Below are 13209 nucleotides of genomic sequence, written 5' to 3'. Positions count from 1 at the left end.
CACAGTGGTGAAGTCGACAAGGCCATGAGCTGATGGCCCGTGGGCGGGCCCGGCTCACCGGGAGGCCGGTATGGAGCCCAACACCCTGCTCGACGCGATCCTCGACGAGGCCGGTATCTCGCATGCCGGGCTCGCCGCGCGCATCAACCGGCTCGGCCGCTGCCGTGGCCTGGCGCTGCGGTACGAACACACCGCGGTGGCCCGGTGGTTGAAGGGCCAGCGGCCGCGCGGGCAGGTACCGGACCTCATCTGCGAAATCCTCGGCGAACGGCTGCACCGGCCGGTCGGGCTCGACGACATCGGGCTGAGCGGCCCGGGGGCGGGGCGTGCCGCCGGCACCCCGCTCTCCGGTTTCGTCGAGCGGGCCACCGCGCTGTGGCGGTCCGACGAGCAGCAACGGCCGCACATCCTCGACGCCCCGGCGCTCACCGGCACCTCCGCGGTCATCCCCGTGTGGGAGTGGGAGAACCCGCCCGAGGACTCCGATGTCTCGCGCGACGGGCTGACGAGGGTCGGTATGGCCGACATCGAGATGCTGCGCGCCGCGCGGACGCACTACGAGACGATGTACCGGAAGGCGGGTGGTATCGCTACCAGAGCACGCATCGTGGGATTCCTCAACGCCGAGGCGGCGCCGCTGCTGCGGGGCAGCTACAGCGATGCGACGGGGCGTCAGCTCCACCGGGCGACCGGCGGACTGGTCGCGGTCGCCGGCATCTGTGCGTACGACTCGGACGCTCTCGGGCTGGCCCAGCGCTACTTCCATCAGGCGCTGCGGCTGGCCAAGGCCAGCGGGGACCGCGGCCTCGGTGCGTATGTCATCGCGCTGCTGGTCAACCAGTCCCTCTTCGTGAGGGAGTACCGCCAGGCGGTCGCCTTCGCGGAGGCGGCGCTGCGGGCCGCGGGCCCGCAGATCACCCCGGCGCTCTCCGCGGACCTCTACGCGATGCAGGCCAAGGCCTACGCCCGGCTCGGCGACGGCGCCGGCGCGCTGGCGTGCATCCGGCGTGCGGAGGCGGCCGCGGAGCGCATCCGGCCCGGACAGGAGCCGGCCGAGACGGGCTACGTCCAGCCCGGCCTGGTGAACGTACAAGTGGCGGAGGCGCTGCTCAGCCTCGGTGACCTGCGGGCCGCCCGGGAGCAGGCGGACGCCGCCGTCGACACCCCCGCACACGACCGCGGCCGGGTCCACCGGCTGGCCATGCTCACCCATATCGAGCTGCGTCAAGGCGATGCGGACCGGGCCGTGGCCAATGCCGCGCAGATGACGGAGCAGGCTCGGGGCATGGAGTCGCAACGGCTGCGGGACCGGCTGCGGGCGGTGCGCGAGCATCTGGCGGAGACCGGGAGCTCCGCGACGGACGAGGCTGCCGATCTCATCGACGAGGTGCTGCGCGTTCCGCTGTGACCGGGCTCGTGTCACCTTGCCGGCTCCTCAGCGGAAGGTGGCAGTTACGTGCGTTGGAACAATCTCAGCGAAAAGCCCGTCTATGCGAATTTGTGGTTCCGGGTCAATCTGGCCGATGTGGAACTGCCCGATGGCCGTCACCTGGATCACTACCTGATCCGGATGCGGCCCGTCGCCGTGGCCACAGTGGTCAACGAGGCCAACGAGGTGCTGCTGCTGTGGCGGCACCGGTTCATCACCGACACCTGGGGCTGGGAACTGGCCGCCGGTGTCGTCGAGGGCGGTGAGGACATCGCGGCGGCGGCCGCCCGGGAGATGGAGGAGGAGACCGGGTGGCGCCCGGGGCCCCTCCACCACCTCCTCACGGTGGAACCCTCCAACGGTCTCACCGACGCCCGGCATCACGTCTACTGGTCCGAGGAGGCCGAGTACACCGGCCTGCCCCAGGACGGCTTCGAGTCCGAGCGGCGGGAGTGGGTGTCGTTGAAGCTGGTGCCCGACATGGTGGCCCGGGGGGAGGTGCCGGCCGCGGGCATGGCCGCCGCTCTGCTGATGCTGCACCACCTCCGCCTGGGCTGAGGTGACCCGGCCGGTGACCGCGTCCCGCGGTCACCGGCCGATCGCCTGCCACAGCGCGACCATCAGTGCCGCGAGCCCCGTGAGCGCGGCGAGGGACGGCAGTGGCCAGCGGGTGTGCTCCAGCCGTGCGACGCGGGCCTGCACATCGTCCGAGTCCCGCTCCTGCTGCTCGGAGCGCTGGGCGAGCAGGGCGAGTTGGCCGTCGACCCGGGCCGTGCGGACGTCCAGGAGACGCCTCAGCTCGGCTAAGTCGGCGGTGACCAGATCGGGTTCGGGGTGGGCGGTCACGGTCCGCTCCTCATTCCTTCAGTCAGCGACTTCGTTGTCCGTACGGGCATCAGTCAACTGCGCTGCGGTGAAGGGCGGGAGCGTGTGCGGCGGGGATATGCGGGTCTGCGGTTCACACCCCGTGTGAGGTGACGGGGGGTGACGGGCCGGACGGCGTACGCACGGGGTGTGAAGCGCGCACCCCGGACGGGGCGGTTCACACGCTCCCGAGGGCGCCCGCACGGGAGTTGACTTGAGGGTGCCACGGGGGGCCGAAGCCGGCGGACGGGCGCCCGCCGGCCCGGGGTCCGCCCGCCGGTTTTCCCCCGAGCGGCGGGCGGACGCCCAGGGTCTTCTCCGGGACTCCAAGCCACTTCGCGCGGGTCTGCTGCGGACGGGGCATCAGTCTGCAGCAGACCGGGCGTCACGCCAGGACGGCAAGAGCTCGTCGAGGAGGGCCTCGGTGCGGGGCGGGAGGCTACGGGCGCCGCCGCTGTGCTCGTGATGGCGGGCAAGGAGCGATGCTGCCGTTGCTTCGAGCTCGGCCGCATCGCCTGTGGCGTGTGCGGCGCGGAGAAGTTCGTTCCAGAGTCGCTCGTCCGTCGGCGTGGTGGTCAAGGCTGCGTTGAGGGCCTTGAGCGCTGGTGCCGGGTTGCCGGCCTCCAAGTGGTGGGCGGACAGGGCCAGTGCGACGTCTGCCACCAGTAGGGGCAGCCGGGCCTCGCTGATCTCGTGGGAAAGCCAGGTATAGCGGCCCTGTGGGCGGTTTGCGAGCAGGGGGCCGTGGGCGAGTGCCAGGGCGTCGTTGAGCAGGCGTTCCCGGAGGCGTGCGTTGCTTGCGCCGCTGCCCGCGGTGGCCTCGTAGTGGAGGGTGCGGAGCACGTCGAGGTCGGAGACGACGGACGGCGCGAGGGTGAGCCGACCGGTGGTGTCGGTGCCGAGCCGCGGGGTTCCGTCGGGGTCGCTCCCCAGCCAGGTTCGCAGGCGTTCGACGAGGGCGTCACGGACCTCCTCGGTTACGCCGCGGGGCCACAGTCCGGCGGCCAGAACGCGCGGGTGCACTCCTTCGCGATGGAGCAGGAGCATGGCCAGCGCCTCGTGGAGAAGCGGGCCGTGCTCGGCGTCAGGTGCGTCGAGGCCGGTGATCTCGTAGGTGCCGACCAGCCGTGCGTACACCGCGGGTCGTCCGCTCGGGGTGATGTCCACCATGAACTGAGGGGTGCTGGGGTCCGAGTCGCGGTCGTCGTCGGGTGTGGCACCGGCGAAGAGCTGGACCACAGCATCGTACTGGGCCCGGGGCAGGAGCTGTGCTTGCAGTTCCAGGCCGAGGAGTGGGGCCAGGAGGCGTCCCTCGGGGGTGATGCCGAGTTTCCAGGTGGCGCCTGGCAGGCCGTTCTCCTCGGTGGCCGCCAGGTAGCTGATGCCCAGCCGGCCGGAGTCGGCAACGAGCTCGGCGAACTTCGCTGCCTGCTCCTCGGTCGGCTGTGCGGCGAGGAGGACCAGGTGGGGCGCCCATGGGGGCTGCTGTACGGAGTCGTGGCCCGCCATGGCGAGGGCACCGCGCCGCTGCCGGGTTTCCGCCTCCATGGTTTCCATGAGGGCTTCGACGTCGTCGAAGTGGCGGACGCGGGTGGGGTCGAGCGTGGTGAGTTCCTTGCCGAAGCCGACGAGGGTGACTGTCATGCGGTCCGACCAGCCGCTGGTGGCGAGCTCCGCGGCGACCGACGTGAGGACGGCACTTTGGTCCGCGTGCGTGCCGGTGAGTGAGACGAGTCCGGGGGCGGCTTCGAGGTTCAGCAGCAGGCGCGCGCCGTCGAGGCTGCCGAGGCTGACCAGGCCCGGGTAGGGGGCGGCAGTGCCGGTGTCTGTTTCGTGCACCGGGATGTCGGCCCGTTGGATGCGCCAGATCGTCTCGTTCTGGCCGAGCTGCCAAGGTGCTGGGGCCTTACCCGCGGGATGGGCGAGCTGGAGGCTCAGCTCGCTGTCGGTGAGCCAGGCACCGTAGACGGTCGGCAGGGTGCGCGATTCGACGCTCAAGGCGGACGCCAGGCCCCTCAGGGCGTGGTCGAGATCGCGTACGGCCTGCGGGTCGGCCCCGACGAGCAGCGCATCTTGGGTATCGGCGGCGCCCCCCGTCGGCCGGCGAAGCTCCGGGGTGCGGCGGCCCTTGGCGCCCATGGCGGACTGCCACAGGGCCGTGCGGCGTCGGCGGCCGAGCGCCGCGAGCAGGCCCGCGGCGAGCAGCGGGGCATCCACGAGGGCCTCGGGGAGGCCGGAGGGCGAGGCGGAGGGCGAAGAATTGGGGCCGGCCTTCTCGCCACCGGCTTGATTCCCGGCCGCGCCCGGGATGGTCAGGCTGATGCGGTGGCCGGGGTTGAGACGGACCGGGAGGCCGGTGGCGGCAAGGTGCCGGCCGGTCGCCTGTTGCCACTGGTGCCAGGCGTCGGGGGTGTGGGTGGGGTGGGTGAAGGCCGGGATGTAGCGGCTGCCGTCGTCCTCGACGACGGTGTAGAGGCCGGTCTGCCCCTCCTGGCTGAACAGGATGAGCGTGGCGTCGTGAAAAGCCGCGAGGAGTTCCTGCTCGCTGCCGTAACCGGTGACGGCGCGCTGTAGGGCTTGGTCCAGGGCCGTGACAGGGGGCGGGAACTCCAACGCCGTCGGCGACGGGCGGTAGTTCTGGTTGTGCGTGAAGGAAACGAGCTGGCCGGCGCTGCCGACGGACCAGCCGCCGACGATGCCGTACGGGGGAACGGCGCCGTTGGGGTCGAAGTACGGGTCGATCGCGTACACGTAGCCGCCGCGCTGCTGTGCGGCCTGGGCCCGCAGAGCCTCGGTGACCGGGGGAATGGCGGGGGCAGGGCCGGCCGGGGTGGTCACAGTGACTGGCTCCACTGCTCTTCGAAGGCGATCTGCTCGGCGACAGTGGCCAGCGTCTCGCGGGGTGCGGGGTGGAACGTCTGGATGCGATCGGCGCCGGTGGGGCGAAGCCCGGGCCTGAGCAGGTAGACGAGGAAACCCCCCGTACCACGGCACATCCCGGAGGGCCAGGTGTCGCGACGCGAGCCGTTGACACCCAGGAGCCACCCCTGGGGTTCGATCTGCTCGCGGATGCGGGTGAGCGCCTCGAAGCAGTCATCCGCTCTGCCGGTGACATGCCCCCAAGGGCCGTCGGCGGTCACGGTGAAATCGCAGTATTCGCCCTCCCAGCGCAGGACGGCGTCGGCCTGCTGGTCGCCGTTGAAGGCGAGGACGTCGAAACGGTCGGGGAGCTGGCGACTCATAGGGTCCATCCTTCGGGCAGTTGACTGGAGGGTGGTGCTTCAGGTGCGGGAGCGACGGGTTTTTTGGGGATATGAGGCTCGTAGTGGGGGTTCGGTATCCATTCACCTTTGGTTCCGGTGCGGGGGTCGACCTCCCAGGCTCCCTTGATGTGCTTACGGTCGATGCCTCCGGCGAAGGCGATCTCCTCCTCACCTCGGTACTTGTTGTTCGGCAGGGTCTGATTGACGTCGATGCCGCCGGGAGCATCCACCTCGTACCGGTAATGGGTCACCCAGTTGGCATCGGCGTCCTTGGTGGTACTCACAAAGGCCGACGCATGGTTGCCCTCCACATAGCTGTGAAGGTCTCCGTTGGACGAGTCGCGTGGATGGAAGCCCTGGTCGAAGATCTCCCGGGGATGACGGTTGTCGTTGCGGTACAGCGGCTCGTGGTCTTCGCGCCACACCGGCTTGTGGCTGAAGCTGTCGATGTCGACGTTCTTGTCCACGGCTGCGGGAAGGCTGCGCGGGTCGTCCGGGTCCAGATCCTTACCCGCCCCGGCGTCGTCGGCGTGCTCGGCAGCATCATCGGCATGCGTTGCCGCATCATCGGCATGCCGAGCTGCGTCGGCCGCGTCATCGCCGTGCCCGGCAAAGCCGGCCGAGTCCTTTGCAGCGGTCTTGGCAGCGTCTTTGGCGGCAGCGCTTTCCATGCCGTGGGCGACGGCTTTGGCTCCGACCTTGCTCGCGGCGCCTCCGCCGCCGAGGAAGTTCGTCGCGAAGGCGCCGATGGCCTGGTTGCGGTCGGTGCTCCAACCCTCGCCGATGAAGCCCTTGACCAGCTCGGTGGGGTGGTTGGCAGTGTGAATCAGGCCGCCGGCGACACCGGTGAGGTGGGTGGTGTAGTCGGCCGGGTGGGTCAGGTTGTAGGGGTCCTGGGGGTTGACCGTGCGGACCAGGCGCAGCAACGAGGTGCCGGTCTTGACGATGCCGCCCAGCTGGTGCTCGGCCCCGACCAGCTGGTTCTTCACCGTGTTGCCGACTTCGCGCTTGAGGCGGTCCAAGCCCTGGGGCTCGGCCGGTGCCCGGCCGGTGCCTCGGGCGAGCTTCACGGCCAGTTGGGCGCCGGCGCTGTCGCGCTGGCTGCGGGCCGTCTTGAGCAGGTGCTCCGCGGACTTGCGTCCCTCGTCGCCGGGGTCGTGGAACGGGCCCGGCTTCTGCGGGGACTGCTGCCCGTCGGCGTCGGCCTGCTCGGTGTAGTCGTCGACCTTGCGCTTGTACTGCTCCACGGCCGCCACGGTCAGCTTCTGGGCCCGCTTCCACCGCTCGACCGCCTCGCGGGCCTGCTTACCCGCCCACTCGACCGTGTCGGCGTAGTGATCCAGCGCAGCGGCCGCGTCCTCGAACGAGTCGGCGGCGCTCAGCCAGCGCTTGGGGTGGGTCTGCACCTTCTCGCGAAAGCGGTCGGCGGCCTTTCCGTGCCAGTCCGAGGGATCCATCTTCCGCAGTGCAAGGCCGGTACGCTCGAAGGCCGCGCCCAACTTCTTCACCTGCCGGGCGGACTTACGGATGCTGCTCGCGTCCCCGTGCAGCAGCAGGGCGGGGTCGTCGGTCTCGTTCAGCTCGAGCTCGCGGGTCTGGGCACCCAGCCCCTCGGCCGCCCAGGAGCCGGCTGCGTCGGCCTTGTCGGCCCAGTCGTGTGCGCCCGCTGCATCAAGCAGCTTCGACGTGCCGTGGGTGACGGTCTGCACCCCGTCGGCGAAGGTGTCGCGGGCCGACTGGGTGACGCGGTCCACCTCGTCGAAGAAGCCCATCACTTCTCCTTCGCCGCGGTGCCGGCGTCGTGCCCGTCGTCGTCACCGCTGAAGGGTGCGGAGACGACGGCCTTCGCCACCCGGATGTGGCCCCCGGCCACTCCGGTCTCCGTGACGTCCGTCCAGGTGTGGGAGAGGTTCTTCCGGCTCTCCTTGGCAGCGTCCTGGAAACTGTCCATGGAGTAGTCGGGGGTGTAGGCGTCCTCGATCTTGCCGCCCACCTGGCTCCAGGACATCTTCTCCGCCTTCTCCGAGGTCAGCGTCGGGTCCGCAGTCGCGGACAGCACCACGTCCTTGAGGACGCCCGTGCCGTACTCTTCCGCCTCCTGGTAGTAGCCCGCGTTCAGATCCAACGTCCCGGCCACGTCGTCGCCCTCGTCCAGGAGCGCCTGGACCTCCCAGCCCCAACGCTTGGCGAAGTCGTCCAGCCACTGAGAAGCATCGGAGTGCCCCATCACGGTCGGCGACACCGACAGATCGGAGAAGCCCTGACCCGTGGTCGCTTCAGTCGCATCCGTGATCTTCTTCAGCTCGTCCAGCGCATCGTTGATGCCCTTGGACACCTGCTTCAGGATCTGCGGATCGACCCCGAAACCCCCACCACTCACCACGTGGTCAGCTCCCCTTGGCTATGGATTCCTTATCGAGCGCGATCCCGTCCGGCACGATTCCGGACACGGGCGGCAGGAAGGCGCGAAGTCCGGAGGACACGTCCACCACGACCCCCATCAAAACCCGGTCCCGCTCCACCAGCCCAGGAAGCAGCTCCTGCAACAGCTCCTCACCGCCCACGCGCAAGTAGCGTACGTACCGGGCCAGTTCGGCGGGGAGTTCGTCGGGCTTGGCCGCCTCCCACTTCTGCTGCAGGAAGGCGTGCATCTCACCTGTGCTGGTGAACGCGAACAACCAGCGCATGCCGTCCAACTCGCCACTCCACACGGCACTCTCACCGAGCAGGGGGAGCAGAAGCTCCGCGCCCTGCGCGGCCTCGACCAGCGCCTGCGGATCGCCTTCACCTCGTAGGAACGCGGCCATCTGCGCGCGCAGTTCCGCCGTCCCTGGCGACAGCTCGCTGCCCATCCGGCTCCGCACCCCTGCTTGTGTCGACCTGTCACGGCTTCAGCGCACGCCAGGCAGCGCGGTACGACCGTCACCCCATGGTGTGAGCAGGGGCGATACTAGATTGACGGCTGCGATCCCCGCGAATCGGGAGGGGACGCGAGTCCTTCCCGCAGGCGCAATCGGCGGTACCCCAGGCGAGGGGGAACCGGGAGACCACGGGGCGTTCGATCATGGCGCGGGCAAAGTTGCCCTTGATGGCAAAGTTGCGCTCGCCGGGAACGCGGGCGGCGCGGCAGGGCCGGCGGTCGCCGGTAGAGGACTTGGGCCCTTCTTCACGAAGCCGGTGTCGTCCACGACCAACACCCCGTTTGCCTCGCCGAGTTGTTCGGCGAGGTATGCCTGCAGATCGTCGCGGAGGTCGTCGGCATCCCCGCGGCTGCGGGGCAGCAGGTACGGGAGGCCGTCGGGACGGCGTGGCTGCCGTACTCGGCGAGCTGCCGGCCGTTTTTGCGGCTTACTGGGATCGCAGGCCCGGCGGAGGTGGCGAGAGCCACCCGGGGCGGGCCGGCCGTCGGCGCTGTTCCAGAATGAACTCACCCCGGAACAGCGCTGCTTGGCGGTGCCGTTGTGCCCCTCAGTACGCGTAGAAGCCCGACCCGGACTTCCGGCCCAGCCGCCCCGCGTCGACCATCCGCGCCAGCAGCGGGGGAGCGGCGTACAGGGGCTCCTGCACACACTCACGATTGCCTCGCCTGCCTCAAGCTGGGTACTCGCGTACGTGCGCCGGAGGACGTGGAACATGTCCGCGGGCGAAAGTTCGTAGACGGGGTACCGCCGGATCCCCGAGGACTTGTCCGGGCAGGCATCCTTCTGGAACACGCACTTGTCAGCTCCGCCCCCCTGAGAGGGGCGAGAAAAGGGCGGTTGGCGGGATTTACGCTCGCGATGAGGACCCTGAATGCCAGGACACTGCCTTGCCTTCGCCGGCGGAGCCGCGGCCCTCATCACCCACCATCACCTCCCCAAATCTAACGACCTCTCATTCAGGCCGAATGTTTCGCGACCTGCCGGGAGCGGGAGATGAACGGAATGATTGCTTCAGGTGATGGCGTGAGTCGCACGAAGGTTCGGAGTGCCCTTGCGGTGTATGGGAAGCGAAGCCACTCGGAGATCGCGGGAATGGGTGGTTCGCCCCTGGCGCGGGCGGCTCAGGATGGCCGGTGTGGATGTCGGTGCGGGAGTGTGTAATTCCGCTTTAGTAGTCTACGCAGGAATCGTTCGAATTCAGATGGGAACGGCCACTCTGTAAGTGCAATGGCCAGAATGCGACTTCACGCTAGATTTGCGGACTGTAAGGATCGTTAGCGTCCACCGCCCGCTGGCCTCTGCTGCGGGTGTCTGCACGACAACGGGAGACGTTCCATGAAGAGAGCCAGCAAATTAGTGTCACGGGCAGCTGTGGTGGTCGCGGGGGTTGCCATAGCAGCAGGCGCCACCACCGCCTTCGCGGACATGCAACGGTACACGTCTGGTGCGCATTCGTGGCGTAGGGATGACGGACATCAGGTCGGCCTGAAGGATACCAAGGGAGACGGCAACTCCGTAAAGGCTGAGTACAACCGCAACAGTTCGGAGGATATTTACACACTGTGGAATCACAGTGGTGAGGGCACCAAGGTGTACAGCAATCGGGGCGGAAGGGTGTGGGACATGCGAGTCTGCACCGAAATCGACAAGTGGCCGGACGACTGTTCCAACTGGTGGAGCGACGACCAGCGTCGCTAACGGGCCGCTGTGACATCGAGCTGCCCGGGACGCTCTTCGCCCCGGGCAGCGTATTGCTGATTCTTTTCCTCTGAAAGGCAGATGGCGTGTCGGATGCGTTGCCTCTGGAAGTCCGCGAGCTGGGGTACGAGGTCGGGGGCCGACGCCTGCTCGACGGGCTCGGACTTGCCGTGAGCGCCGGCGAGTCCGTCGCCGTTATGGGCCCTTCAGGGTCCGGGAAAAGCACACTCCTTTCCATCATCCTTGGGCTCGTTCGCCCTGATGCTGGATCAGTCATGGTCGCTGGACGCGATGTCGTCTCTTTGCGCAGCCGCCGCCTGGCAGAGCACCGCAGGAAGCGCATGGGGATGGTCTTCCAGTTCGGGGAATTGCTGCCCGAACTCTCTCCGGTGGAGAACGTGGCGTTGGTTGCCCTGCTGGATAGCGTGGACCGTGACCGCGCCTATGGCGAAAGCCGTAAACTTCTGGATGAACTCGGCGTGCCCTTCACTGACACTGCCACCAGTGAGCTGTCCGGCGGTGAGCGCCAACGGGTGGCCGTGGCACGGGCGCTGATCGGCAGCCCCACACTGCTCTTGGCGGACGAGCCCACCGGTGCACTTGACGAAGCCTCGCGCGATCATGTGGCCGAAACGCTGTTCGCCGTACCCGCCGAACGCGGATGCGGATTGCTCGTCGTCACCCACGATCCCGCTGTGGCAAACCGGGCCGACCGGGTCATGCACCTGGAACAAGGGGCCCTGGCAGGTGCACGATGAAGCGTGGTCGGATCCACCACATGCTCCGCATCGGCCGGGCAGCCGGGCGGACTGCCGAGGGCGGCCGGGCCCGCTTCTGGGCGCTGCTGGCCGCCACCGCGGTCGTCGCCGTCACGCTCTGCTCGCTGGTCGCGACCGCTGCGACGTGGGAGGGACGCGAGCAGCGCGGCGCGGCGCGCGTGCCCACCCTTGCGGATCACGGGCACCAGGCCTCGGCTCTGTGGAGCCGGTACTGGGACAGCTACCAAGGGCGCCAATTCACCGTGGTCGTCATCGCTCCCTTGACCAAGGATGCGCCTTTGCCGCCTGGCGTCGCGAGCTGGCCGGCCCCCGGTGAGGTGTTGTTGTCGCCGGCGCTGGCCGAGGGGCCCGCCAGTGAGGATTTCACCCACCGGTATGGCACCAGCGTCGGTACCGTCTCCGCGGAGGGGCTGGCATCACCGGGCGAACGGCTGGCTTACGTGCGTCCCACCACGGCGATGGTGGGCACAGCACGGATGGAGGGGATCACCGGGTACGGAGGCCCCGGACCGGTCTTCGGCGACCTGCGGATCATCGGCCCCCGGTCGTCCATGATGGCCATCATCGGCGTGCTGCTGGGACTTCCGGCTCTGGGACTGGCGGCAGCGGCGGCCAGGATGGGCGCTGCGGGAAGGGACCGTCGCGATGCTCTGCTGCACACTCTCGGTGCCGGCCGGGCGGCACGCGCCTGGATGGACATCGGGGCCGCGGTCCGGCCCGTCTGTATCGGGGCTGCTCTCGCTGTCTTGTTCACCGTTCCTTTCCTGCTGGTAGATGTCCAATTGCCGTGGATCTACTACACCCTGTACGCAAGGGACCTGCGTCGCGTGGGCGTGACTCTGGCGGCTGCCGTGGCCTTCTCCGCGGTGGGGATGCTCGGACTGATCCTCTTGTTGCGTCCGGCTGCCTCGCGTAAAGGAGCATCGACAAGGCCTCGTGCGGCAGGCAGCGGTCTGCTGCGACTTCTGGCCCTGGGGTCCTGTCCCGCCTTTCTTGTCCTGGCTCTGACGTCGCGGTCCTTCGGTGCGCAACGCTCCGCGGCGGCTTATCTGTTCGCGGTCGTCGGCGTGTGGGTGACGCTTCCCTGGGTGATCGGCTGGGCCGCGTCACGAATCAGCGGCCGGGCTGCGAAGTCGCCTCACCACAGTGGCGCCCCGGCGCGCCTGATCGCCGCCCGCACCACTGCGGCCCGACCTGGCATGGTGGTCCGTCTGGTGGCCGCAATGATCATCGCCATCGGTGTCATCGGCCAGACCCAGATCATCACCAGTCTTCTGTTCGCCCGCTCCGGAGACGAGGAACAGCTGAACTCCGCGCAGGGGCGGAGCATGGCGCTCGTGCAAACTTCGGCAACGCGGCTCACCGACGCCTTCACTGCCGCACTTCCCGAAGGGGCGCACACGGTCGCCATCGGCACGGGGAACATCCAACCCGACGGTTCCAGCGCCAGCCGTGTCCTCCAAGCGCCGTGCAGCGGCCTCCATGCCCTACGGCTCCCCTGCCCTACCACTGGGCAAGAGGCCAAAGTGCCGTACGGGGAACTCGACAAGCGCCTCAGAGTCTCCGGCTACCAGACTTTCGGCCAGACCCCCGCCGCGGTGCGCACCGGTCCCGTCCGTGCCATCAACCGTGCCGAAGGTCTGCAGGCCGTCGTCTTCACCGACATCGACAAGCCCATGGATATCCCGGCCGTCAAACGCGCCGCCCACCTGTACCTGGGCGTGAAGGCACGCACCGAGCCGGTGGCGGAAGACGGAGCCAAATCTTTCACCGTCGGCTATCAGTCACGCTGGATTCCCTTCCTCGGCACCATCGGCACGCTCGTTCTGCTCACCGCCATGGCACTGGCCGCCCTCTCAGAATTTCTGCGATTCTCGCAAACGCTGGCCCCCCTCACCGTGCTCACCGGACGCAGTCAGGTGTTCCACACGACGGCTTTCTGGTGCCTCGGGGTCCCGCTTCTGGGCGCTGGTGCCGTCGGCGCCTTCGTTCACGTCGTGCTGGTCCAGCCCGTCACGGGAGGAGAAAGCGGAGCAACCCTGTCGTGGAACCTCATCACGGCCGTCCTGACAGCAACGGGCCTCCTGGCCGCAGCTGCAACAGCTGCGGGTGGTTCGACAGCCGCACGACGCGCACTGGCGTGGCGGCCTCGCGCCGACTGACCGAAACAGCTGCTGACTCTATGAGCGTAGCCACGGCCCTCCGACACCACCCGCCCGATCAGACGGGTGGTGTCGGAGGGAGACTCCCCCCCC

General features: G+C 68.8%; 11 protein-coding genes and 1 pseudogene. 5 read left to right on the top strand and 7 right to left on the bottom strand.

What is annotated here, in order from left to right; genetic code table 11:
- Positions 1-70: 70 nt before the first annotated feature.
- A complete protein-coding gene (locus CFW40_RS06255; protein WP_088796840.1) occupies positions 71-1408 on the top strand; it encodes a transcriptional regulator in 1338 nt (445 codons plus the stop codon).
- Between the two features lie 48 nt (positions 1409-1456).
- Positions 1457-1987: an NUDIX domain-containing protein gene (locus CFW40_RS06250; protein WP_088796839.1), complete on the top strand. Its 531-nt coding sequence runs from the start codon at positions 1457-1459 to the stop codon at positions 1985-1987.
- A gap of 30 nt (positions 1988-2017) precedes the next feature.
- Here the strand turns inward: CFW40_RS06250 and CFW40_RS06245 are convergent, their stop codons facing one another.
- The 7 genes and pseudogenes from CFW40_RS06245 to CFW40_RS06220 form a co-directional block, all read right to left on the bottom strand.
- Complete coding sequence (locus tag CFW40_RS06245; RefSeq protein WP_088796838.1) at positions 2018-2275, bottom strand: hypothetical protein; 258 nt, start codon at positions 2273-2275, stop codon at positions 2018-2020.
- Between the two features lie 381 nt (positions 2276-2656).
- On the bottom strand, positions 2657-5131 hold the full coding sequence (locus tag CFW40_RS06240) for a type VII secretion system-associated protein (RefSeq protein WP_256331570.1): 2475 nt from the start codon (positions 5129-5131) through the stop codon (positions 2657-2659).
- Positions 5128-5535: a hypothetical protein gene (locus CFW40_RS37855; protein ID WP_180289468.1), complete on the bottom strand. Its 408-nt coding sequence runs from the start codon at positions 5533-5535 to the stop codon at positions 5128-5130. Before CFW40_RS37855 ends, CFW40_RS06240 begins: the two co-directional genes overlap by 4 nt.
- Positions 5532-7328, bottom strand: a complete 1797-nt coding sequence (locus CFW40_RS06235) for a putative T7SS-secreted protein (protein WP_088796836.1) — start codon at positions 7326-7328, stop codon at positions 5532-5534. The genes CFW40_RS37855 and CFW40_RS06235 overlap by 4 nt, the downstream gene beginning before the upstream one ends.
- Positions 7328-7936, bottom strand: coding sequence for a hypothetical protein (locus tag CFW40_RS06230; protein ID WP_143034580.1), 609 nt, complete (start codon positions 7934-7936; stop codon positions 7328-7330). The genes CFW40_RS06235 and CFW40_RS06230 overlap by 1 nt, the downstream gene beginning before the upstream one ends.
- A gap of 7 nt (positions 7937-7943) precedes the next feature.
- Positions 7944-8408 (bottom strand): SseB family protein, encoded by a 465-nt coding sequence (locus CFW40_RS06225; RefSeq protein ID WP_088796834.1) that lies wholly within the window; start codon positions 8406-8408, stop codon positions 7944-7946.
- Between the two features lie 616 nt (positions 8409-9024).
- Positions 9025-9120, bottom strand: a pseudogene (locus CFW40_RS06220) (3-hydroxyacyl-CoA dehydrogenase family protein); the annotation flags it as partial.
- 692 nt (positions 9121-9812) lie between these two features.
- Between CFW40_RS06220 and CFW40_RS36565 the strand changes: the two are divergent.
- The 3 genes from CFW40_RS36565 (at position 9813) to CFW40_RS06210 (ending at position 13116) form a co-directional block, all read left to right on the top strand.
- On the top strand, positions 9813-10175 hold the full coding sequence (locus CFW40_RS36565) for a hypothetical protein (RefSeq protein WP_143034581.1): 363 nt from the start codon (positions 9813-9815) through the stop codon (positions 10173-10175).
- A gap of 86 nt (positions 10176-10261) precedes the next feature.
- A complete protein-coding gene (locus tag CFW40_RS06215) occupies positions 10262-10933 on the top strand; it encodes an ABC transporter ATP-binding protein (RefSeq protein ID WP_256331571.1) in 672 nt (223 codons plus the stop codon).
- On the top strand, positions 10930-13116 hold the full coding sequence (locus CFW40_RS06210) for a hypothetical protein (RefSeq protein WP_088796833.1): 2187 nt from the start codon (positions 10930-10932) through the stop codon (positions 13114-13116). Before CFW40_RS06215 ends, CFW40_RS06210 begins: the two co-directional genes overlap by 4 nt.
- Positions 13117-13209 lie beyond the last annotated feature (93 nt).

The organism is Streptomyces sp. 2114.4, assembly GCF_900187385.1.
Classification (GTDB): Bacteria; Actinomycetota; Actinomycetes; order Streptomycetales; family Streptomycetaceae; genus Streptomyces; species Streptomyces mooreae.
Note: the sequence above shows the minus strand (reverse complement) of the source record. Positions and strands in the feature narration are given on the sequence as shown.